General features: G+C 65.2%; 23 protein-coding genes. 6 read left to right on the top strand and 17 right to left on the bottom strand.

Annotated features, from left to right (window positions below; all coding sequences use genetic code 11):
• Positions 1-91: 91 nt before the first annotated feature.
• From AAG092_RS00765 to AAG092_RS00705, 13 genes are all read right to left on the bottom strand, one after another.
• A complete protein-coding gene (locus AAG092_RS00765) occupies positions 92-1,765 on the bottom strand; it encodes a flagellar hook-associated protein 3 (protein ID WP_373388099.1) in 1,674 nt (557 codons plus the stop codon).
• A 14-nt stretch (positions 1,766-1,779) separates the two neighbouring features.
• The gene (gene flgK, locus AAG092_RS00760; protein ID WP_373388098.1) at positions 1,780-3,843 is read right to left on the bottom strand and encodes a flagellar hook-associated protein FlgK; all 2,064 of its coding nucleotides are present in this window, start codon (positions 3,841-3,843) and stop codon (positions 1,780-1,782) included.
• Positions 3,844-3,853: 10 nt separating this feature from the next.
• Entirely contained in the window at positions 3,854-5,029 is a 1,176-nt protein-coding gene (flgJ, locus tag AAG092_RS00755) for a flagellar assembly peptidoglycan hydrolase FlgJ (RefSeq protein ID WP_373388097.1), read from the bottom strand.
• An 11-nt stretch (positions 5,030-5,040) separates the two neighbouring features.
• Positions 5,041-6,141 carry a flagellar basal body P-ring protein FlgI gene (locus AAG092_RS00750; RefSeq protein WP_373388096.1) on the bottom strand — a complete coding sequence of 367 codons (1,101 nt, stop codon included), beginning with the start codon at positions 6,139-6,141 and terminating at the stop codon, positions 5,041-5,043.
• A gap of 14 nt (positions 6,142-6,155) precedes the next feature.
• Positions 6,156-6,869 (bottom strand): flagellar basal body L-ring protein FlgH, encoded by a 714-nt coding sequence (gene flgH / locus AAG092_RS00745; RefSeq protein ID WP_373388095.1) that lies wholly within the window; start codon positions 6,867-6,869, stop codon positions 6,156-6,158.
• A gap of 59 nt (positions 6,870-6,928) precedes the next feature.
• Positions 6,929-7,714 (bottom strand): flagellar basal-body rod protein FlgG, encoded by a 786-nt coding sequence (flgG, locus tag AAG092_RS00740; protein ID WP_373388094.1) that lies wholly within the window; start codon positions 7,712-7,714, stop codon positions 6,929-6,931.
• A gap of 46 nt (positions 7,715-7,760) precedes the next feature.
• On the bottom strand, positions 7,761-8,504 hold the full coding sequence (locus AAG092_RS00735) for a flagellar basal body rod protein FlgF (protein WP_373388093.1): 744 nt from the start codon (positions 8,502-8,504) through the stop codon (positions 7,761-7,763).
• A gap of 199 nt (positions 8,505-8,703) precedes the next feature.
• A complete protein-coding gene (flgE, locus tag AAG092_RS00730) occupies positions 8,704-10,011 on the bottom strand; it encodes a flagellar hook protein FlgE (RefSeq protein ID WP_373388092.1) in 1,308 nt (435 codons plus the stop codon).
• Positions 10,012-10,055: 44 nt separating this feature from the next.
• Complete coding sequence (gene flgD / locus AAG092_RS00725; RefSeq protein ID WP_373388091.1) at positions 10,056-10,724, bottom strand: flagellar hook assembly protein FlgD; 669 nt, start codon at positions 10,722-10,724, stop codon at positions 10,056-10,058.
• 22 nt (positions 10,725-10,746) lie between these two features.
• On the bottom strand, positions 10,747-11,190 hold the full coding sequence (gene flgC / locus AAG092_RS00720) for a flagellar basal body rod protein FlgC (protein ID WP_373388090.1): 444 nt from the start codon (positions 11,188-11,190) through the stop codon (positions 10,747-10,749).
• A gap of 14 nt (positions 11,191-11,204) precedes the next feature.
• A complete protein-coding gene (gene flgB / locus AAG092_RS00715; RefSeq protein WP_373388089.1) occupies positions 11,205-11,612 on the bottom strand; it encodes a flagellar basal body rod protein FlgB in 408 nt (135 codons plus the stop codon).
• A 231-nt stretch (positions 11,613-11,843) separates the two neighbouring features.
• Positions 11,844-12,671 (bottom strand): protein-glutamate O-methyltransferase CheR, encoded by an 828-nt coding sequence (cheR, locus tag AAG092_RS00710; RefSeq protein WP_110683764.1) that lies wholly within the window; start codon positions 12,669-12,671, stop codon positions 11,844-11,846.
• 44 nt (positions 12,672-12,715) lie between these two features.
• Positions 12,716-13,648: a chemotaxis protein CheV gene (locus AAG092_RS00705; protein WP_110683681.1), complete on the bottom strand. Its 933-nt coding sequence runs from the start codon at positions 13,646-13,648 to the stop codon at positions 12,716-12,718.
• A gap of 80 nt (positions 13,649-13,728) precedes the next feature.
• Here AAG092_RS00705 and flgA point away from each other — a divergent pair, with 80 nt between their 5' ends.
• From flgA to AAG092_RS00685, 4 genes are all read left to right on the top strand, one after another.
• The gene (gene flgA, locus AAG092_RS00700) at positions 13,729-14,487 is read left to right on the top strand and encodes a flagellar basal body P-ring formation chaperone FlgA (protein WP_373388088.1); all 759 of its coding nucleotides are present in this window, start codon (positions 13,729-13,731) and stop codon (positions 14,485-14,487) included.
• Between the two features lie 134 nt (positions 14,488-14,621).
• A complete protein-coding gene (flgM, locus tag AAG092_RS00695; RefSeq protein WP_110683679.1) occupies positions 14,622-14,963 on the top strand; it encodes a flagellar biosynthesis anti-sigma factor FlgM in 342 nt (113 codons plus the stop codon).
• Positions 14,964-15,012: 49 nt separating this feature from the next.
• Positions 15,013-15,480, top strand: a complete 468-nt coding sequence (locus tag AAG092_RS00690; protein WP_373388087.1) for a flagella synthesis protein FlgN — start codon at positions 15,013-15,015, stop codon at positions 15,478-15,480.
• Positions 15,481-15,564: 84 nt separating this feature from the next.
• Positions 15,565-16,305, top strand: a complete 741-nt coding sequence (locus AAG092_RS00685) for a flagellar brake protein (protein ID WP_373388086.1) — start codon at positions 15,565-15,567, stop codon at positions 16,303-16,305.
• Between the two features lie 31 nt (positions 16,306-16,336).
• Here the strand turns inward: AAG092_RS00685 and AAG092_RS00680 are convergent, their stop codons facing one another.
• From AAG092_RS00680 to AAG092_RS00670, 3 genes are all read right to left on the bottom strand, one after another.
• Positions 16,337-17,575, bottom strand: coding sequence for a glutamine synthetase family protein (locus AAG092_RS00680; RefSeq protein ID WP_373389541.1), 1,239 nt, complete (start codon positions 17,573-17,575; stop codon positions 16,337-16,339).
• Positions 17,576-17,757: 182 nt separating this feature from the next.
• The gene (locus tag AAG092_RS00675) at positions 17,758-17,994 is read right to left on the bottom strand and encodes a glutaredoxin family protein (RefSeq protein WP_110683675.1); all 237 of its coding nucleotides are present in this window, start codon (positions 17,992-17,994) and stop codon (positions 17,758-17,760) included.
• A gap of 46 nt (positions 17,995-18,040) precedes the next feature.
• A complete protein-coding gene (locus AAG092_RS00670) occupies positions 18,041-19,183 on the bottom strand; it encodes a DUF5610 domain-containing protein (protein ID WP_373388085.1) in 1,143 nt (380 codons plus the stop codon).
• 151 nt (positions 19,184-19,334) lie between these two features.
• Here AAG092_RS00670 and AAG092_RS00665 point away from each other — a divergent pair, with 151 nt between their 5' ends.
• On the top strand, positions 19,335-21,293 hold the full coding sequence (locus AAG092_RS00665; protein ID WP_373388084.1) for a cation:proton antiporter: 1,959 nt from the start codon (positions 19,335-19,337) through the stop codon (positions 21,291-21,293).
• 1 nt (position 21,294) lies between these two features.
• Here AAG092_RS00665 and AAG092_RS00660 read toward each other — a convergent pair whose 3' ends face one another.
• Entirely contained in the window at positions 21,295-21,846 is a 552-nt protein-coding gene (locus tag AAG092_RS00660; RefSeq protein WP_110683672.1) for a TetR/AcrR family transcriptional regulator, read from the bottom strand.
• Between the two features lie 128 nt (positions 21,847-21,974).
• Between AAG092_RS00660 and AAG092_RS00655 the strand changes: the two genes are divergently transcribed.
• Positions 21,975-22,571, top strand: coding sequence for a glutathione S-transferase family protein (locus AAG092_RS00655; RefSeq protein WP_373388083.1), 597 nt, complete (start codon positions 21,975-21,977; stop codon positions 22,569-22,571).
• Positions 22,572-22,578: the final 7 nt, after the last annotated feature.

Raw genomic sequence — 22,578 nt, 5'->3', positions numbered from 1 at the left:
GTTAGCAATTAACAAGCCAGATGAAATCAGAAAAATCGGCACGAAGAGGCAAAAGAAGTGATAGCGCCCTACGGCAACCGAGGGCCTAGGCTCAACGCAACTGATTGAACAGGTTGAGCCCGGCGATCTTCACGTAGCTCTGCTGCGCAGCTTCGAGAATGACGGTCTGGAACGACAGCCGTGACAACGCCTCGGCATAGTCAAGCTCGCGCAGATCGGCCTGCACCGCCTTGTTGACCAGCGTGACATCCTCGTTGTCGACCTCGGTGGATTCCACCAGGTTGAGACGGGCACCGATTTCGGTTTGTACCTCCAATACCTGGCCAATGCCGTTGTCGAGATTCTTCAGTGCAATGGAAACCTCATCGCGCACTGCCAGATTGCCGACCGATGTTGTCGGGGCGCTCTCTAGCGCCTGACGCAGCTGGGAGATGGTGTTGAGGATACTGCGCTGCTCCTGGAATTGCGGCTTGATACCGAACTCGTCACCGGCAGCCGCCGCGACGTCGATATCGAAATCGACCCCGAACACGTTGAAGGTGCCCGGTGCCGGCGCTGAGCCACTGGCGATCGGCGTGCTGCTCGGCCCTACCGGCTGGGCATAGACGTCGAAGTCGGTGGCATTGGTGAAGCGCAAGACCACTCCAGAGGTAGGAAACTGCGAATTGAAGGTAGCCTGGTTGGTGATGGTGCCGCCGCTGACCACCGCCGTGGAGGCGTTGGTCGAGGAGCGGGTGACGGCGAATTCGGTCGGAGCAGCCTGCAAAGTGAAGCTGTGGGTGCCTATGCCCGGGCTTCCCGGGGTGGCCGTGTCGGCGAGCAGTTGATCGAGATCCTGCTCGTTGTCGCCGGCCTGCAGAACCACATCCAGCTGGAAGCGCATGCCGCGGAAGTTGATGACATTGCCGCCATTGGCCAGGGGGTCGATCTGACCGCCCCCGGAGACCTCGGAGGTCACATCGGCTCCAGCACCATCGTAGATGCGGAACTCGCTGCCGCTGACGAATACCAGTGAGTAGGGCTCGCTGGCGCGGAAGTTGTTATTGAAGGCATCCTGGTCCTCGACCAGCCCCTGGGACATGAACACACGCTGGTCGTCGGCCGGCACCGCCGGAATGGTGGTGGCCGGCAGCGGTGGCACCTGCCCCGCCAGCGCCGGATTGTCGATGCCCCCGGTCTCCAGTACCCGATCGGCGTTGGTCACGTCCTCGAACAGGCGCTTGCCGTTGTCGTTGATCGCCACCGTGGTCGAACTGGCCACCTGCAGGCGGCGCTGGCCCTCGTCACCGAAATAGGAATAGGTACCATCGGGGTTGCGGATGAAGGGCTCGGTCTTGCCCAGGAAGCCGGAGAACAGGTACTCGCCTCGGGCATTACGACTGTTCATCAGGTTGAGCAGCTCGGCCTCGCGCTCACCCAGTTCCTTGGCAATGGACTTGCGATCCTCGGCCGACAGCGCGCCACCACCTGCCTGCACCGCCAGTTCGCGAATGCGTTGCAGCACTGTATTGACCGAGTTGAGGGCGGTCTCCTCCTGGGTCAGGCTGTTCTTCGCCGCCGTCAGGTTGTCCTTGTACTGCCCCAGCACCGCCTGCTGCTGCTCCAGCTGCAGCAGGCGCACCGAGGCCACCGGATCATCCGCCGGGGTGAGTATGCGCTTGCCGCTGCTGATCTGCTCCTGAGTGCGGATCACGTTGGAATAGTTGCGCCCGATGCCGTTCACACCGTTGTTGAAGGCCTGGATGGAGGAGATGCGCATGACCATGGTGGCTATCCGGCTTAGAAGGTGTTGATCAGGGTATCGAACAGGGTACGCGCGACTTGAATGATCTGCGCCGAGGCCTGGTAATACTGCTCGAACTGGATCAGCTTGGCCGCCTCCTCGTCGAGGTTCACGGCCGATACCGAGTCGCGGTTGTCCGTGGCCTGCTTGAGGATCGCCCCGGTCGCCTCGCCATCGACACGGGCCTGACTGGTCAGGGTACCGACCCGCTCCACCAGATCGCCGTAGGAGTCAGTAAAACTCGCACCGGTGGTGTTGGGGAAGTTGGGATCGATACCGACTGTCGCCTTGTTCTGCAGATCGGCCAGCTTCAAGGCATTGCGGTTATCCGAGACGCCGTTGGTGTTGAAGGCGATGGTGAAGTTGTCACCGGTGGTCGGGCGGCCGCTGATGGTGAACTCGAAGGTGAAGTCGTTGGGCGGCGTACCGGCGGTGATCTGCTGGGTATTGTTCTGCCCAGGTACGATGACGTTGCTGCTCAGCACCGCCCCCGTGGTATCGACCACATCGTAGTCAGTGGCCGAGGTGAACACGATGCGCAGTGGTGGCGTAGTGCGCAGGCTGCTTTCCAGCGCGGCCTGAGCGACCGGATCGTAGATGTCGATCTCGGTGATCAGGCTCGGCTGGGTAATGACTCCGGTACCGACGTTACCGGGACTGGTCTCGGCCTTCAGCGGCGAGGCGAATGCCAGCTCCTCGGCGTTCTTAAGATCGGCACGGATGTCGCTGCCACCGGTACGGGTCGGCATGACGCGGAAGCGGTCGCCGGCGGCGAAGGTGCCGGAGGCCACGTTCATCGAGAAGCCATCGAAGATCAGCGGGGTACCCGAAGTGATGTCGTAGGGCGAAGGCGCCGCCACCAGCGGGGTGTCCGGGTCGCCATCGTCGTCATAGAGCGCGGAGACCGTCTGACCGTCGGAGACCCGCCGCACGGTGTACTCGGTAGCGCTGGTGAACTCGATCTCATAGTCGCTGGTGGTCAGCGCGGTGGTGTCTTCGATCAGCACATTGAGATTGGCCGAGGGGTCGCTGTTGCCGACCCGGGCCAGGCTGCGCTGGCCGATCAGCAGCGGATCGTTGATCTCACGGAACAGCGGCTCGCCGAAGTTGCCCTTGAGGTCCAGGCCCTGCCCGAGCTGGCTGTTGATCTGGTCGGCGACCGACAGCGCCAGGCGCCCGACGGCATTCAGCGACTCGTCCAGCACGTCCTCGCGATAGCGGATCAGACCGCCCATCTCGCCACCGGTAATCAGCGAGGTGATGCCCTGGCGCGAGTTGCCGCTGACGAACTGTACTTCGGCGCGCAGGGGGTCGGCGGTGCCGGGTACCACCTCCAGGCGCGAGGCGGTGGCTCCCACTACCAACGGCTGGCCGGAGCCGATGAACAGGTTGTAGCTGCTGTCGTCCTGCGGAACCACGGTCACGCCGATGAACTCGGAGAGCTTGCGCACGGCCTCCTCGCGGGCATCGAGCAGATCGTTGGGCTGCTTGCCATTGGCTGCGGCCACGGCGATGGCGTTGTTGTAGCCGGCGATCGAGGTGGCCAGCTGGTTGACTTGGTCGGTCACCGCCTCGAGCTGCTTGTTGATGAAGGCATTCTGCTCGTAGAGACGGTCGTAGATGGTGTTGAAGCGCTTGGCCAGGCCCTCGGCCTCGGACAGTACCAGCTGCCGCGCCGGAATATTGGCAGGGTCCTCGGCAGCGGTCTGCAGCGAGGCGAACAGCTTCTGCAGGCCGGGGGTGATGCCGGTGGTGCTGCCGGCCAGCAGCGAATCGAGCTGGTTGATCTGCCCCAGGTAGGCGGACACATCGCTGTTCAGTGCCGTGCTGGTACGCACCTGGGTGGTGAGGAATTCGTTGTAGATGCGCCGCACATCCACCAGGGTGGTGCCCGAACCTATGTAGCCGGCACCACTGAACTGCGGGATGCGCGTGGCCTGCACCGTGTCCTGCCGGGAAAAGCCCGGCGTGTTGACGTTGGTGATGTTGTGGCCGGTGACCGCCAGCGAGGTCTTGTTCGCGGCGAGGCCCGACAGGCCAATGCTCAGTAGGTCAGCCATGATTCAGCTCTCAGGTCCTCGTGGTCGGACTGTCGGCGGCAGCCACAGCCTGGTAGGTCTGCATCTGCCGGGCGATCTGCGCGATCTTGCGGGCGTACTGGGGGTCGGTGGCGTAACCGGCCTCCTGCAGCTCGCGCACGAAGCTCTCCGGGTTATCGGTCGCGGCCAGCGCTTCTTGATAGCGGCCGTTGCCCTGCAGGAAGCTCACGTAGTCGTTGAAACTCTGCCGGTAGGAGTCATAGGCGCGGAAGGAAGCCGCCTCCTTGACCGCCTCACCGCCCTTGTATTCGGTGGTCAGTACCCGTGCCGACTCACCCTGCCAGCCGCCGTGGGCCTTGATGCCGAACAGGTTGTGGCTGCTGGAGCCGTCGGCCTGGCGGATGATCGACTTGCCCCAGCCGGTTTCCAGGGCGGCCTGGGCCACCAGGTAACGGGCGTCGACGCCGATCTTCTGCGCGGCCTCCTCGGCCAGCGGCAGCATGGTGGCGACGAAGTCGGCGGCCGAGGCGAACGCCGACTTGCCCTTGGCCAGCGGCGGCTGGGCCACCCGGCGACCACTGATGGCGTCGCTGTCGCCCAGGCTCAACGGCTTGCCGTCGACCACCGCACTGGCCTGCGCCGGCACCCAGTCACTGCCAGCCAGCGGCTGGCCTTCGCCGCTAGCCGGGACTATGCCGGCCAGCAGGCGGTCGGTGAGCTTGCTCGGCAGGCTCAGGCGTCGCTGGTTGAGCAGTTGCGAATCGTCACGGGCGGTGACACCGCCCTCGCCCGCCGGTTTGAACGCGCCAGCGTGGCCCAAGGCACCGGCGCGCGCGCTGGCGCTTGGCGCCTCGACCTGGGCAAAGGGGTTGACCCGCTGCGGTCCGCTCTTCATCTGGCTGAGCTGGCGCTCCAGCACCGAGGCCAGCCCGATACCGCCGTTGTTCTTCGACAGGGTCACGGCCAACTGCTGGTCGTGCATGTCCTGGTAGGTCTTGCTCTCGTTGCTGTTCATGAAGTTGCCTTCGGCGAACACCTCGTTCGCCTTGCGCATGGCCTTCATCATTTCGTTGAGGAACAGCGATTCGAATTCCTGGGCGACCTTCTTGATGTTGCCTGCGCTGTCGCCGCCGACCTTGAACTGGTTGAGCCGGTTCAGGTCGGTGTAGGCGCCGCTGTCGAGGCCGGCTGCGAGTCTGGAGTCCATGGTCGCCTCCGTCAGATCACGATCAGGTCGGCCTGCAAGGCGCCGGCTTGCTTGAGCGCCTCGAGGATGGCCATCAGGTCGGAAGGCGCGGCGCCCACCTGGTTGACCGCGCGGACGATCTCGTCGAGCGTGGTGCCGGGGCCGAACTTGAACATCGGCTTGGCCTCCTGTTCGGCATCCACACGGGAGTTCGGCACCACCGCGGTCTGCCCGCCGGAGAAGGCCTCGGGCTGGCTGACGATGGGGTCTTCGGTGATGGTCACGGTGAGGCTGCCGTGGGTCACCGCGGCCGGCTGCACCTTGACGTTCTGGCCGATGACAATGGTGCCGGTCCGCGAGTTGATGATGACCTTGGCCGCCGCCTGGCCGGCCTCGATCTCGATATTCTCCAGCACCGCCAGGTAGTCGACGCGCTGGTTCGGATCCAGCGGCGCGCTGACGCGGATCGAGCCGCCGTCGATGGCCTGGGCCACGCCCGGGCCGAGCAGGCCGTTGATCTGGTCGACGATGTTCTTCGCCGTAGTGAAGTCCGGACGGTTGAGGTTCAGCGTCAGGCTGTTGCCCTGGTCGAAGCCGCTCGGCACCGGGCGTTCGACCGTGGCGCCGGCGGGGATGCGGCCAGCCGACGGCACGTTGACGGTGATGCGCGAGCCGTCGGCACCGCCGGCGTCGAAGCCACCGACCACCAGGTTGCCCTGGGCGATGGCGTAGACGTTGCCGTCGATGCCCTTGAGTGGGGTCATCAGCAGGCTGCCGCCGCGCAGGCTCTTCGAGTTGCCGATCGAGGAGATGGTCACGTCCAGGGTCTGCCCCGGCTTGGCGAACGGCGGCAGCTCGGCATGCACGGACACCGCGGCGACGTTCTTCAGCTGCACGTTGCCGCTGCCGGCCGGCACCTTGATGCCGAACTGCGCCAGCATGTTGTTGAAGGTCTGCAGGGTGAAGGGCGTCTGCGTGGTCTGGTCGCCGGTGCCGTTGAGGCCGACCACCAGGCCATAGCCGATCAGCTGGTTGGTTCGCACGCCCTGGATGCTGGCCAGGTCCTTCAGGCGCTCGGCCTGCACGGTGCTCGCGGCGAGCAGCAGGCAGAGGGCGGAAATCAGTCGCTTCATGGTCGGCTACCTGCTCAGAACGGGAACAACGGGCTCATGAAGAAACGGTCGAACCACCCCGGTTGGCTGGCATCGGCGAAGGCACCGGTGCCCGAGTAGGTGATCCGGGCATTAGCCACGCGGGTCGAGGACACGGTGTTGTCGGTGGCGATGTCATCGGCGCGGATCAGCCCGGCGATGCGCACCAGTTCATCGCCGGTGTTCAGCGTCAGCCACTTCTCGCCACGTACGGCGAGAATGCCGTTGGGCAGCACTTCGGCCACCGTCACGGTGATCGAGCCGGACAGGCTGTTGCTCTGGTTGGCCGCGCTCTCCCCCTCGGTCGAGCGGGTACCGCTGTAACCCACATCCAGGCTGAGGTCCTCGGCCTTGAGCGGATTGAGGCTGGTGCTGGGGTTGTCCAGCGACAGGGCGCCGCCGAACAGCGAGGTCAGACCGAGGTTGGCGCTGCTGTCCTTGGACATGTCCGAGCCGGCCGCCTTGCTCGCCTGGGTACGCTCGCTGAGGGTGATGGTGATGATGTCGCCGACCCGGTAGGCCTTGCGATCGTCGTACAGGTTGGTCTCGAAGCCGGCCTGGTAGATGGCGCCGTTGGTCTGTGCTGCCGGCAGCGGGGTGCGCGGCAGTACCGGGGCGTAGTAGGGATCGTCCGGCTTCGGCGGGGGCGTAACGCAGCCACTCAGGAGCACGCAGCCCAGCAGGGAGAGAAGAATCATCGGCCGGTTCATAACCACTTACCTCACGGCGTTCGTGTTGCTAGTTGCCGGCGCCTGGGGCGCCTGCGCTATTAAAGGTTCTGCGTGATGAAGGAGAGCATCTGGTCCGAGGTGGAGATCACCTTGGAGTTCATCTCGTAGGCGCGCTGGGTGGTGATCATGTTGACCAGCTCCTCCACCACGCTGACGTTGGAGTTCTCCAGGGTGTTCTGCAGCACGGTGCCGAGGCCGGTAAGGCCCGGGGTACCGACCTGCGGCGCGCCGCTGGAAGCGGTCTCGAGGAACAGGTTGTTGCCGATCGCCTGCAGGCCCGCCGGGTTGACGAAGTCGGCGGTCTGGATGTTGCCGATCACCTGGGCGGCCGGGTTGCCGGCGGTGGTCACCGAGACGGTGCCGTCCTCGCCGACGGTGAAGGTCTGCACCTCGGCCGGCAGGACGATGGCCGGCTCCAGCGGGAAACCGCTGGAGGTGACGATCTGCCCGTCGGAGTCCAGGTGGAAGCTGCCATCGCGGGTGTAGCCGACGGTGCCGTCCGGCATCAGTATCTGGAAGAAACCACGACCGTTGACTGCCATGTCCAGCGGCTGCTCGGTGGTCTGCAGGCTGCCGGCGGTGAAGATCTTCTGGGTGCCGGCGATGCGCACGCCGGTGCCCAGCTGCAGGCCGGTGGGCAGCTCGCTGTCCTGGCTGGACTGACCGCCGGGCTGGCGACGGATCTGGTACAGCAGGTCCTCGAACTCGGCGCGATCACGCTTGAAGCCGGTGGTCGAGACGTTGGCCAGGTTGTTGGAGATGGTGGTCAGGTTCATGTCCTGGGCGGACAGGCCGGTCTTGGCGACCCACAGAGCCGGAAGCATGTTCTTTCTCCTCGAGCGCCGGTTTCATGGCGCTTCGCGTTGGTGATTAGCTGATTTGCATGACCCGTGCCATGGCGGAGGCGCCGTCTTCGGCGGTACGCATCATCTTCACGTGCAGCTCGAACTGGCGGGACAACGAGAGGATCGCGGTCATCTCCTCGACGGCGTTGACGTTGCTCGACTCAAGGAAGCCGGAAGTCAGGCGTACGGTGGCATCGGGCTCCTGCGGTCCGGTCGCATCCTTGACGCGGATCAGGCCATCGGTGCCCTTCTCCATGCTCCTGAGGTCGGGATTGACCAGCTTGATGCGGTCCACCTCGGCCATCACGTTGGGGGCCTCGCCAAGGGCGCGAATGCTGATGGTGCCGTCCTGGCCGATCTCGACCTTCTGCTCCGGCGGCACGGCGATCGGCCCGCCATTGCCGAGCACCGGCAAACCGTTGCCGGTGCGCAGCTGGCCGAGGGCGTCGATCTGCAGGCTGGCGGTGCGCACGTAGGCCTCGCTGCCATCGGCCGCCTGCACGGCGATCCAGCCCTGGCCCTCGATGGCCACGTCCAGGTCGCGCCCCGTCTCCTGCAGGGAGCCGGGCGTGAAGTCGGTGGCGGGACGCTCGGTCATGGCGTAGACCCGCGCCGGGTAGCTGTCGCCGAACACCGGCATGGAACGCGCTTGCTCGTAGTCGCGGCGAAAGCCGGTGGTCGAGATGTTCGCCAGGTTGTTGGCGTGGGCACGCTGGGCCAGAGTGTTTTGGCTGGCGCCGGTCATGGAGATGTACAGCATCTTGTCCATGGGTTGCTCCGCAATTCGGCCGATTGCCGCTCGTAATTCAGTTACAAGCTCTTCAGCAAACTGCGTGCCAGGACAAAAATAGAATTACATCTATTTGATTTTTATAGTTTTTCTATAAATAAAAGGCTCCATGAGGAGCCTTTGCCGAAGGGATTACGGCGAGGGCTTGCCGCTGGCGGCAAGCCCCCTCCTCCACTCATCAACGCAGGTTGATGATGGTCTGGGTGATGGCGCTTTCGGTTTCGATGGTCTTGGCGTTGGCCTGGTAGTTGCGCTGGGCGACGATCAGGTTGACCAGCTGGTCCGACAACTCGACGTTGGAATCCTCCAGCGCGCCGGCCTGCAGGGCGCCCAGGGTGCCGGAGCGCGGCGTACCGACCACCGGCTCACCGGACTGGAAGGACTGCACCCAGGCGGTCTTGCCGACCGGGGTCAGGCCCTGCACGTTGGCGAAGTTGGCCAGCACTACCTGACCCTGGATCAGCGACTGGCCATTGGTGTAGCGGGCGAAGATCACCCCGGTATCGTCGATCTCCAGGCCGGCCAGCTCGCCGGTGGTATAGCCATCCTGTCTGACCGCGGTGACGGCGAAGGCGCTGGCGAACTGGGTGGCATCACGGATATCGATGGTGATACCCGCCGCTGCCGCGTTGGCACCGTTAGGGCTCCACACCGGTGGCACCGAAGTATCCGGGGCAGCGGGCACCCAGTTGGTCAGGGCCAGGGTGCCGTCGGCGTTCACCGTGAAGTCGGCAGAGGCCAGCGCCGCAGTATCCAGCTGGCCTGCGGCGGTGAAGCTCAGGTCGACGGTGTAGGGCGTGGTCAGCGTCGGATCGTTGGGATTTCGCCCGTCGATCAGCACGTTCATGGTCCAGGTGTTGGCTGCCGTCTTGACGAAGTACTGGGTCAGCACGTGGGCATTGCCCTGGGTATCGTAGATATTGGTCGAGGTCGACGAGTTGTAGGTGGTCGGGTCGGCCGGGTCGAAGGGCACGGTGGTCGGCACCGTGTTGTTCGAGTTGAGGTTGAAGGTCTGCGCCATGTTCTCGGTGGCACGCGGCGACTGGGCGGCAGTGCGGATCTGGATGTCGTCGACGATACCGTTCTGCAGGTTGCCGGCGTCATCCACCGCGTAACCCTGCAGGCGATAGCCGAAGTTGTTGACCACGTAACCATCGCGGTCGGTACCGAAGTAGCCGGCACGGGTGTAGCTGATCTCACCGTTGTTGCTGGTAACGAAGAAGCCGTTGCCGTTGATGGCCAGGTCCAGGGCGTTCTGGGTGTAGTTGATGTTGCCCTGGTTGAACAGCTGCGACACGTCGCCCAGTAGCACACCACTGCCCTGGGCATTGGAACCGGTGCCGAGCACCGAAGCGGCATAGACGTCGGCGAACTCCGCGCGCGACTGCTTGAAGCCCGCGGTGCCGGCGTTGGCGATGTTGTTGCCGGTGACGTTGAGGTCGTTGGTGGCTGCCCGCAGACCGCTGAGACCGATATTGAAAGCCATGGAAGTGCTCCTTTGCCGTTACTGCCGGCGCTTACAGCCTGGGGTTATTGACCGATGACCTGGACCTGGGACAGCGGCACGCTGCCGACACCCGCCAGGTTGAGTTTCATTTCGCCGCCGTTCTGCCCCAGCACGACGCTGTCGACGTTGGCCGGCAGCAGGGTGTAGAGACCCTTGGTACCGTCGGCGTAGGTGGCCTGCGCCTCGAACTTGTAGGTGCCCGGCGGCATGAGATTGCCGCTGGAATCCTTGCCGTCCCACATGAAGCTGACGTTGCCGGCGGCCTGCTGGCCGAGGTTGACGCGGTTCACCACCTTGCCGGCGCTGTCGTAGACGTTGACGTAGACGTTGCTGCTGGTGACCGGCAGGACCAGGCTGCCCTTGAAGGTCTCGCTGGTATCCACCACCGCCTTTTCGCTCGGCACTATCACCTTGCGGCCGACCAGGGAGGATGCCTGCAGGGCCTGCGAGGACTGGTAACCGGACAGCAGCGACTCCATGCGGGTGTTGAGCTGTTCGATGCCCTCGACCTGGCTGAACTGCGCCAGCTGGGCGATGAACTCGCCGTTCTCCTGGGGCTCCAGCGGGTTCTGGTTATTCAGCTGGGCCACCAGCAGTTCGAGGAACTCGTTCTTGCCAAGCTCCTTGTTCTGGGTGCTGTCCTGCTTGATCTGGTACTGGTCCAGTACGGAACCGACGCCACTGACACTCATTGTCTCGCTCCTCGTTCGCCGCTTACTGGCCCAGGGTCAGCACGCGCTGCATCATCTGCTTGGCGGTATTCATCATTTCCACGTTGGTCTGGAAGGCACGGCTGGCGGAGATCATGTCGGCCATTTCCTCGACCACGTTGACGTTCGGGTAGTACACGTAGCCCTTGTCGTCCGCCGCCGGGTGGTTCGGCTCGTAACGCGGGGTCAGGCTGCTCTGGTCCTCGACCACGCCCAGCACCTGCACACCACGCCCGGCCTGGTCCTGGTCGGCGAACAGCGAGCCGCGATCACCCTCCAGGCTCGACTCGAACACGGTGGCGAACACCGGGTGGCGCGCGCGATAGGTCTGCTCGATGCTCGAGGAGACGGTCTCGGCGTTGGCGATGTTGCTGGAGATGGTATTCAGGCGAGTGCTCTGGGCGCTCATGCCGGTACCGGCGATGTTGAAGACACTGGCGAGTGACATGTTCGTGATCTCCCTTATTCGCCGCGCAGGGCGCTGACCAGCCCTTTGAACTTGCTGTTGAGAAAGGTGAAGCTGGCCTGGAACTGCACCGCGTTCTCGGCGTAGTTGGCTTGCTCCTGCTGCATGTCGACGCTGTTCTGGTCGATGGACGGATGGAACGGGGTGCGGAAGCGCAGTGCCGGATCGGCCAACTGGATGCCGTCGGCGGCAATGTGCTGGCTGTCGGTGCGGCTCAGGCCGAAGGTCTTGCCACCCTGTTTCTCGTTCTGCTCGGCGAGCACGGCGGCGAAGTCCAGGTCACGGGCCTTGTAGTGCGGGGTGTCGGCGTTGGCGATGTTGTTGGCCAGCACTTCGGCACGCTGAGCGCGGAAGCTGAGGGCCTTTTCGTGGATGCCGAGTGCTTTGTCGAAACTGATACTCATGACCTGGAACCTTTGCCGTGTGGGCGTCGTGCCAGACATTCAGCAAAGGCTGTGCCAATTTTATTTATCTTTATTTTTCAATGATTTAGAATCTTGAAAGCCATCTAGGGAGCGGCAAGCGGCAAGGCTTTTCCGCTTTCGCGGTGACAAGCGGCAAAGCCGGCAATGCCCTTTGCCGCCCCAAAAGAAAACGGGAGGCCATTGGCCTCCCGTTGCACGTCCCAGGCGGGATCACTTCACCTTGTAGATGATCCCCGGGCTGCACTGGACCATCTGGTACAGGTCCGGCAGGCCGTTGAGCGCCTCGGAGGCGCCGAGGAACAGGTAGCCGCCCGGCTTGAGGGTGGCATGGATGCGGGTGAGGATGTCCTTCTTCACCTCGGCGGAGAAGTAGATCAGCACGTTGCGGCAGAACACCACGTCGAACTTGCCGAGCGCGGCGTAGCTCTCCAGCAGGTTGAGCGGGCGGAACTCCACGCGACTCTTGATCGCCGGCTTGACCACCCAGCGCCCCGGCCCCTTGGGATCGAAGTAACGCTGCAGGCGCTCCTGCGACAGGCCGCGGCCCATGGCCAGGCTGTCGTACTCGCCGGACTTGCAGGCCGTCAGCATCGACGGCGACAGGTCGGTGGCGACTATCTGCACGCCGGCCTTGAGCTGGCCCAGGTTGGTCTTCTCGAACTCGTCGATGGTCATCGACAGCGAATAGGGCTCCTGCCCGGAAGAGCAGGCCGCCGACCAGATGCGCAGGCGCTGGCTGGGATTGGCCTTGATCAGCTCCGGCAGAACCCGGTTTTTCATCACCTCGAAAGGATAGGTATCGCGAAACCACAGGGTCTCGTTGGTGGTCATGGCATCGACCACCTGCTCGCGCAGACCGCCGCGCGGCTGGGCCTGCATCTTCTGCACCAGCTCGCCGAGGCTCTTGATGCCCTGCTGCTCCATCAGCTTGTTGAGGCGACTGGAAACCAGGTACTGCTTGTTGCTCCCCAGCAGAATGCCGCAGGCCTTCTCCAGAAAGGTCCGAAACTGCTCGAAGTCCAAATTGCCTGAAGACACTAATGCCGCCTCGCCAAACATAGTCCTAACCGAGGGTCTGGCCCTCAGCCTCCATCAGCTACCCGGATGCGCTCGACCACGCGGGAGGCCAGATCGTCCGGACGGAATTTCGCGAGGAAATCGTCCGCCCCCACTTTCTTGACCATTGCCTGGTTGAACACGCCGGAGAGCGAAGTATGCAGAATCACATGGAGGTTCTGCATCCTCGGATCGGAACGGATCTCCGCCGTGAGGGTGTAGCCGTCCATTTCCGGCATCTCGATGTCGGAGATCAGCATGAGGAATTCCTGCGCCGGGTTCTTGCCCTCCTCCACCATCTTGCGCAGATAGTCGTAGGCTTCGCGCCCGTCATTGAGCGCCACCACCTCGACACCTACGCTTTCCAGGCAGCGCGAAACCTGCTTGCGTGCCACCGAGGAGTCGTCGCAGATCAGCACCCGCTTGGACACCGCCTTGGCCTGCGTCTCGACATCGACCACGCCCTCGGAGATGGCCTCGGACATAGGCGCGACCTCGGCGAGGATCTTCTCCACGTCGATGATTTCCACCAGCTTGTTGTCGACCCGGGTCACGGCCGTCAGGTAGTGATCGCGGCCGGTACCCTTGGGCGGCGGATGGATCTCTTCCCAGTTCATGTTGACGATGCGTTCCACCGAGCGCACCAGGAACCCCTGCACCTTGGTGTTGTATTCGGTGATGATCACGAAACTGTTCTGGATGTCGTCCAGCGCCGACCTACCGGTGGCCAGGGCCAGATCGAGAATCGGGATGGTGCCCCCACGGATGTTCGCCACACCACGTACCACCTGGCTGGACTTGGGCATCACGGTGAGCTTGGGGCACTGCAGCACCTCCTTCACCTTGAACACGTTGATGCCATAGAGCTGCTGACCGTCCAGACGGAACAGCAAGAGCTCCAGGCGGTTCTGCCCGACCAGTTGGGTACGCTGGTTAACCGAGTCCAATACTCCGGCCATGCCCAGACTCCTTATTGTTCATATCGCCGCGCGTTCTGCTAAAGCCTAGCAGGCGGCACGGGCCTTGCTTCGTGAGTTGCATGAACGCACTCACGACACTTTCCCGACGCATGATGGCAAAACGCCTTGTGCTTGCCGGTGTTTTACCCGCTTTGGGCCTGCTCTGCTACAGCTCGCCGCATGCGGCTCCGCTGACCTTGCCCGAAGAGCTTATCGGCGCTACCGAAGGCTTTCTTGAATTCATGGTCGAGGATTATCTAGAGCGTAGCGAAATCCCTGCGAGGCATGAGATTCAGGTCAGCGCGCTCGATCCACGCTTGCGCCTGGCTGCCTGCGACAGCGATTTGACACAGAGCCTGGAAAGCCCGACCCAGCCTGTCGGCAGGGTCACGGTGCGGGTCAGCTGCGAAGGTAGTACACCCTGGACGGTGTTCGTCCCCGCCCAGGTGCGCATCTTCCGTCCCGTTGCGGTACTCAAGACCCCGCTCAAGCGCGACAGCATCATCGGTCCGGCGGATATCGCCATGATCGAGCAGGATGTCGGCCTGCTTAACCGAGGCTATATCAGCGATCCCGGGCAGGCTATCGGCAAAAAACTGACGCGCCCGCTTCAGGCAGATCAGGTATTGACCCCGGCGCACCTGCAGGTGGCGGAGAGCGTGAAACGCGGCGACCAGGTGGTAATCGCCGCACGCGGAGGTGGAATCAATGTGCGCATGCAGGGCGAGGCCTTGTCTGGCGGCACTCTCGGCCAGCAGATCAGCGTACGCAACCTGAGCTCCCAGCGTGTGATCAGGGCTCGCGTGGTAGGACCTGGCCAGGTCGAAGTGGACATGTAGGCACGATTCTTGTAGCGCAAATCCCCGACGATTTCCTACACTGTTAAACGACGCACATAATTGCGCCCTAAAGTTTCGACGGAACCGGCCGACATCATAGTCAAGCGTCCAGATACCGTCAGAGGTTTACCAACATGGTCATCGACTTCAACCGGCTGAACAATGCCGCCGGCCCCGCCAACAACGGGCGTGCCGGTAGCGCTCAGGCCAGCGGCCGCAACGAGGCCGTCAGCAACACGCCGCCGAGTGCGGTTCAGGTTGCCGACGAGCAGGCCTCGAGCGCCAAGACCGGCGAATCCGTGCAACTCAGCCGCGAAGCCCAGCAGTTGCAGAAGGTCAGCGACAAGCTGCGCGATCTGCCGACCGTGGACAAAGAGCGCGTCGCCAAGCTGAAGCAGGCCATCGCCGATGGCAGCTACCAGGTGGACGCCCAGCGCGTCGCCGGCAAGCTCCTCGATTTCGAATCCCAGCGCTAGTCCAAGGGCTGCGCTGGGGGTGTTGGACGCCCGATCCCCAGAGCCCGCGATGCAAGATAACGACCTGCTGCACCTTTTCATCGAAGATATCGGCACGGCCCAGCGCCTGCTTGAACTGATCGATGCCGAATTCCAGGCCATGGGCGAACGCGACCTGCCGCGCCTGGAGCAGATCCTCGGCGAAAAGCTCCCCCTCCTCGGCCTGCTCGAACAGCACGGCACGGCCCGCAGCCAACTGCTCGCAGCGCAACAACTGAGCGCCGACCGCGCCGGCCTGGAAGCCCTGGCCAGCCGCAGTGCCAACGGCACCGAGCTGCTTTCCCGCAGTGACGAGCTGAATGCCCTCCTGGAGCAATGCCGCGACGCCAACCAGCGCAACGGCCGGCTGATCCGCGCCAACCAGGCCTCGCTGAAGAGCGTGCTGGGCATCCTGCGTGGCGGCGAAACGCCGGGGCTCTATGACAGCCGCGGCGGCGCCGCTAGAATCGCGCAGCAACGCCCCCTCAGCCAAGCCTGAGCATAACAACGAGCACAGGGACATACAGGCAATATGCCAGTATTCTAGTGCAGTAGTACTTTTGCGCCTGGAGACTCCCGGATCGTGTCCAATCCATTCATCGAGGAAGATGGTCCGCAGCCACCCAAGGTGCTGACCGCCCCCTTGGAAATCTTCGCCAACCTGCGTCTGCTGCAGCAGGGCCACGACCCGCTGATCATCAAGTTCAAGGACCGCAACCAGCGCTTCCAGAGTTATCTGGTCGAGGTCAACCGCGAGCGCGGAGTAATAGCCCTGGACGAGCTGATCCCCAGCGACGGCGAACGCTTCCTGCAAAATGGCGAGGCCTTCAGCGTCGAGGCCTTTCACGATGGCGTGCGCATCGCCTGGGAGTGCGAGGACCCGGTGCGCATCGGCGAGCTGGAGGGCGCGCGCTGCTACTGGGGCTATATGCCCGAACGCATCACCTACCACCAGCGCCGCAATGCCTTCCGCGCCGCTCTGGGCCAGGGTCAGCTGGTCAATATCGAACTGTCCGGCAGCAAGCTCAACCCGGCCCTCAAGGGCCAGATGCTGGACATCTCGGCCACCGGCTGCCGCCTGCGCTTTCCCGGCAACGTGGTCGACCGCCTGCAGCCCGGCCAGGTCTACGAACGTTTCGCGGCCATGCTGCCGATCGGCGCGATGAGCACCGCCGCCGAACTGCGCCACGTGCACTTCGAGGAGAAGGCCAACATGACCTTCGTCGGCCTGCGCTTCTTCCGCATGAGCGGCCTGGAGCAGCGCCAGGTCGAGCGCTTCGTCTACCAGTTGCAGCGCGAGGCGCGGCGCATCGAACAGGAATAGCAGGAGGCCGCCGCGAGGCGGCCTTCGCGCTTCAGGCCTGGGCGCCCAGCACCCGTCGCTCCCAGGGCGTGATCTCGTCCAGGTAGCTCATCAGCTCCATCTCCTTGCTGGCGCAGTAGCCATCGACGAACTCGTCGCCGAACCACTGGCGCGCCAGCGCACTGCCCTTGAGGCGCTGCAGCGCCGCATGCAGGGTGCATGGCAGGCTCAGCACCTCCGGCACCTCGAACTCGCCCTGGATCGGCGCGCTCGGCTGCAGGTCGCAGCGCAGGCCGTGCAGGCCGGCGGCCAGACTGGCGGCGATGGCCAGGTAGGGATTGGCGTCCGCTCCCGGCAGACGATTCTCCACCCGTCGTGCCGCCGGAGCGCTGGCCGGAATGCGCAGGCCGGCGGCACGGTTGTCATGCGACCAGCAGGCGTTGTTCGGCGAGGCGTAGGGATGGCACAGGCGCTGGTAGGAATTCACGTGGGGGGCAAACAGCAGGGTGAAGTCGGCCATTGCCGCCTGCTGGCCGGCGATGAAGTGGAAGAATGCTGGCGTCGCCTCGCCATCGGCGGAGCTGAAGATGTTGTCGCCGCCCTGCTCCACCACGCTCTGGTGGATATGCATGGAACTGCCCGGCGTATGCGGCAGCGGCTTGGCCATGCACACCACGCTGAGACCGTGCTTGAGGCCGACCTCCTTGAGCAGGTGCTTGAACAGGAAGGTCTGGTCGGCCACCTGCAGCGGATCGCCATGCAGCAGGTTGATCTCGAACTGGCTGAGCCCCATTTCGTGCATGAAGGTATCGCGCGGCAGGTCCAGCGCCTCCATGCAGCGGTAAACCTCGGCGAAAAAAGGGCGCAGGCCGTTGTTCGAGGACACGCTGAACGCCGAGTGCCCGCACTCGCGGCGTCCGTCCAGCCCGGCCGGAGGCAGGAAAGGCTGCTGCGGATCGGCATGCCGCTCGAAGACGAAGAACTCCAGCTCGGTGGCCACCACCGGCTGCCAGCCATGCTCGGCATAGCCCTCGACCACGCGCCGCAGCAGGCCGCGGGTGGACAGGCCGCAGCTGCGCCCGTCCAGTTCCTCGGCATCGCAGATCGCCAGGGCTCGCGGCGTTTCGCTCCAGGGCAGGCGGAAGACCCGCTCCGGGGGGCAGGTCAGTGCCAGGTCGCCATCGTCGCTGCCGTAGTAACGCGCCGGCGGGTAGCCGCCCATCATGCACTGCAGCAGCACCCCACGCGCCAGCTGCAGGCGCCGTCCCTCGAGGAAGCCGGCAGCGCTCATCACCTTGCCCCGCGGCACCCCGTTGAGGTCCGCGGTGACGCATTCGATCTCGTCGATTCCCTTCAAGCGCTCGGCGAGCGAACGGCGGTCGTCGGCTGTCATGTCCTGTTGTCCCTGTGATGCCGCGAACGCGGCGATCCGTACAAAATACGCATCACCCGTTCAAGATATCAAGCAGCGACTCAGCGCAGGAAGGTCACCACCTGCTCGGCATCGAAGGGCCAGTTGAGCTCGGCGCCACTGTCGCAGCGGCGCAGCACCGGGATGCGCAGGCCGTACTGCTCGACCCAGTCCTCGCGCTCGGCGATATCGACCAGCTCGACCAGCAGGCCGTGCTCGACGAAGGGCATCAGCAGCGCCTCGGCCACCTCGCACAGGTGGCAGCCAAGGGTGCCGAAGAGTTGGCATTCGGGCGGCATCGACTAGAACCTCGGAAGCATGCGAAGGCCCAGTCTAACACCGCACTCAGGCAGCCGGCGCCTCGTCCTGCAGCAGCCCCTGCAGGCCATCGAGCAGGCGCTGGTTGAGCGCACCGGCCTTGTCCAGCAGCTCGTCGCCGAAGCGCTCGTCGAGGGCTAAGCCGCCTTCGAGCAGTTGCTCCAGGGTGCCCTTGGCATCGTCCGCCAGCCTGTCGGCGCTGCGCAGCGCCTCCAGCAGGCCGCGCGCGTAGTCCACCAGGCTGTCGTTGACCGCGCTGGCCGCCTGGCCACCCTGCTGCGCCACGGCGCTGTAGGCATCGGTGGCCTGGCGCACGGTGGTCTGGGTCAGACGCAGGGACATGGAGGCCAGCTGCGAGCCGTCCATGTCCAGCGCCAGGGCTCGGTCGAAGGCGCCGGCCAGGTCGCCGGCATAGAACTGGTTGGACAGCTCCTGCACCTGGCCGAACAGGTCCTCCAGCGCGGCGCGCTCCTCATCGTCCAGCTCGCCCTCGACCTGCACCTGCCAGGCACCGATCTGGATGCTGCTGGAACTGCTGCTGGCCGCCAGCAGCGCCGTGCTGCCATCGCTGGCGGCCACGGCGCGGCTCTGCGACCAGCTGGCCGAGGCTGCCGCCACGGAGATGCGCAAGCGGTCGCCATCGCGGGTAGTAACCTGCATGTCGAAGGTCTCGGCGCGGGCGGCGAAACGCTCGCTGTAGGCCGCTGCCGCGACCTGGCCTGGGCTGCCGCTGTCGGTCGGGGTCTTGGGCGCGTAGTCCTGCTGCAGCCCCTGCAGACCGGCCTGGATCTTGTCGTAGGTGCTGTCGATATCCTCGGCCACCCGGCCCTTGAGCATGCCCATGCCGTCGAGGATCTTGCGCGCCTCGGCGAAGCCCTTCTCCACCCCCTCGCGGGCCTGGGCCAGCAGCCCCTCCAGCCTGGCCGGATCGGCGCCGGCGGCGGCCTCACCCTGCAGGCGCTGCTCGATGAAACCGAGTACGCGCTCCGCCACCTTGTCCGGGCTGAAGTCCTCGCGCGCGCCACTCAGCGCACCGGGTTCCAGGCCCAGGCGCTCAGCCAGGCGGTTAGCCAGGGTGTTCTGCGCATCGGCCTGGCCGCGCGGAGCGGACAGGTTGTTGAGCAGCGACGGGCGGGACAGCGACGGGGAAAGCGAAGCCAGAGTGTTCATGGCGGCGTACCAGGGCAGGACATCTGATCCGTTGACGGCCAGCGCCGGGGAAACTTGAATCTCAACCGACCAGCGGCCAGGTATTGCCACGGATCATGGACGACCCCGTCCGGCTTCGGCATGCTCGGTGCCATCGATGGGGAGAATCCACTTGTTTACCGACCTGCTGATCATCCTGGCCTGCTCGCTGCTGGTCATCGCCCTGTTCCGCCGCCTGCGCCTGCCGCCGGTGCTCGGCTACCTGTGCGTCGGCCTGCTGGTCGGCCCGGCCGCACTGGACTGGATCGACTCGGCCCGCGATCTGCCACGGCTGGCCGAACTGGGCGTGGTGTTCCTGCTATTCAGCCTGGGGCTGGAATTCTCCCTGCCGCGCATGCTGGCCATGCGCGGCACCGTGTTCGGCCTCGGTAGCGCCCAGGTGGCCCTGTGCGGTACGGCCCTGGGGGCGGCCCTCTGGCTGGCGGGTCTGGCCCCGGTCAGCGCGGCACTGCTGGGCCTGGGCCTGGCGCTGTCGTCCACCGCCATCGTCGGCAAGGAGCTGGTCAGCCTCGGCGAGGTGTTCAGCGGCCACGGGCAGAACGCCATGGGCGTGCTGCTGTTCCAGGATCTGGTGGCGGTGCTGCTGCTGACCCTGGTGCCGGTGGTCGCCGGCCAGGGCGGCGAGCCCTGGTATTGGGCGCTGCCGCTGACCCTGGGCAAGACCCTGCTGCTGTTCTTCGGCCTGCTGCTGGCCAGCCGTTGGCTGCTGCCCAAGCTGTTCCACGAAGTGGCGCAGTCGCACTCGGCCGAACTGTTCGTCATGCTCGCCCTGGTCATCGTCCTGCTCACCGCCTGGCTCACCCACCTGCTGGGCCTGTCCATGGCCCTGGGCGCCTTCCTCGCCGGCATGCTGCTCGGCGAGAGCCATTACCGCCACCAGATCGAGGCGGACATCCGGCCATTTCGCGACATCCTCCTCGGCCTGTTCTTCGTCAGCGTCGGCATGCTGATCGACCTGCGCCTGTTCGCCGAGCAGGGCTGGGCCATCCTCGGCGCCACCCTGCTGCTGCTGACGCTCAAGTTCGGCCTGGTGGCGTTGCTGGTCAGGCTGCGCGGCGAGGACAACGAAACCGCCTGGCGCAGCGGCCTGGCCCTGGCCCAGGCGGGCGAATTCTTCTTCGCCCTGGTCGCCCTGATGCGCCAGCAGAACCTGCTGGAGGCCCCCCTGGCCGGCCTGCTGCTGGCCGCGGCCTTCTGTTCCATGGCGCTCACGCCACTGCTGCTGCGCGGCGCGCCCCTGCTGGCCCTGCGCCTGCGGCGCAAGGCTGGACGCGAGAGCCCGCTGGAGGAGATCGCCAGCCGCAGCGCCGAGCTGGAGGGTCACGTGGTGATCTGCGGCTACGGCCGGGTCGGCCAGTCCATCGGTCGCTTCCTGCAGCGCGAAGGCCAGGTCTTCGTCGCCCTGGACGACGACCCGGTGCGGGTCGAGGAGGCCAGCGCCGGCGAGAGCAATGTGCACTATGGCGACTCGCGCCGCCGCGACCTGCTCGAGGCCGTCGGCCTCGAGCGGGCACGCCTGCTGGTGGTGGCGGTGGACAAGACCGACGTGGCCCTGCACATAGTCGAGCAGGCGCGCCTGCACTGCCCCGAGCTGCAGATCCTGGTGCGCACCCGCGATGACAGCCGCCTCGCCGAGCTGCAGGCCGCCGGCGCCAGCGAGGTGGTGCCGGAGGTGCTGGAATCCAGCCTGATGCTGGCCTCCCACGCCTTGGTCATGCTGGGCATCCCCGAGCGGAGGGTGCGCCAGCACCTGGACGAGGTTCGGCGCAATCGCTATCGCCTGCTGCACGGCTTCTATCACGGCGCGCAGACCAACCTGCTGGACGCCCAGGGACAGCCGCGCCTGCTGCTGCACGCGGTCAACCTGCCGGAAGACGCCTATGCCTGCGGCCAGTGCCCCGCGGACCTGCACCTGGAGGAGCTGGGGCTGGAGGTGCAGGCGGTGCGCCGCGACGGCATCGACCTGCCGCTGGAACAGCGCCCGCAGTTGCGCGAGGGGGATGCCGTGCTGCTGTCCGGGCCGCTGCAGGCCATCGAGGCCGGCGAGGCACGCCTGCTCGGCGGCGACTGACTCAGGCCGCGCCGAGCAGCACTTCGGCGGCGGCCCTGGCCTGCAGCGCCTGGTCGCCCGGCCCCTGCACGTGGGCGATGGTCAGCGCCCCCTCGAGCAGAAACTGCAGCTGCCCGGCCAGCAGCTCCGCCCGTTCGAACCCCGCCGCCTGCAACAGTTCGCGGAAATGCCCGGCGAAGGCCGCCTTGAACGCGGCCGCCTGGCGATGAATGGGGTGCTCGCGTTGGTGGAACTCGGCCGCGGCGTGAATGAAGCTGCAGCCGCAGAAATCCTCCTGGTGAATCCAGGCGTGCAGACCGTCGAAGGTGCGCAGCAGCGCCTCGCGCGGCGGGCAGCTGGCGCGCAGCTGCGCCAGGCCCTCGAGGGTCTCGCGCTCGCGCCGTTCCAGCACGGCCAGAATCAGCTCGTCCTTGGAGCGGAAGTGCTTGTACAGGGTCATCTTGGCCACGCCGGACTCGGCCAGGATGCGGTCGATGCCGGTGGCATGGTAGCCCTCCCGGGCGAACAGGGTCTGGGCGGTGCTGATCAGTTGTTCGCGTTTGCTCGATGCCATCGGGTCCTCCAGGTGGCGGACATTATGCGGGGGGCGGCGACTCCCGCTCCAGTTCGGAAAGGCTTCGCTTGAAATATACAGACCTGTCTGTCTATTATCGAGTCACTTTTCACCCCGAGGCTATTCCCATGCGACTCCATGACTTCACCCTGTCCGGCAACTGCTACAAGGTCCGCCTGTTCCTCGCCCTGCTCGGTCGCGAGGCCGAGCTGGTGCAGACCGACCTGCTCGGCGGTGCGCAGAAACGCGCCGAGTTCCTCGCCTTCAACCCGCGCGGCCAGGTACCGGTGCTGGAGGATGAAGGTCGCGCCATCTACGACTCCCAGGCCATCCTGGTCTACCTGGCGCGGCGCTACGCCGAGACCAGCTGGTATCCGCAGGATGCCCTGAGCCAGGCGCGCATCGCCGGCTGGCTCAGCTTCGCCGCCAACGAAGTGGCCCAGGGCCCCGGCCAGGCCAGGCTGCACGCGCTGTTCCGCATGCCCGGCGACCTGCCCCTGGCCCAGCAGCGCGCGACCCAGACCCTGGAACTGCTGGAGGCCCACCTGGCCCGCCACGACTGGCTGGCCGAAGGGGCTGCGCCGAGCATCGCCGACATCGCGGTCTACCCTTATGTCGCCCTGGCCGGCGATGGCGGCCTCGACCTCGCGCCCTATGCCCATCTCGCCGCCTGGTTCGCGCGCATCCGCGCCCTGCCCGGCTACATCGGCATGCCCGGTCTCTGAGGAGCCT

Origin of the sequence: Pseudomonas alcaligenes, from assembly GCF_041729615.1 — a bacterium.
GTDB classification, from domain to species: domain Bacteria; phylum Pseudomonadota; class Gammaproteobacteria; order Pseudomonadales; family Pseudomonadaceae; genus Aquipseudomonas; species Aquipseudomonas alcaligenes_B.
Note: the sequence above shows the minus strand (reverse complement) of the source record. Positions and strands in the feature narration are given on the sequence as shown.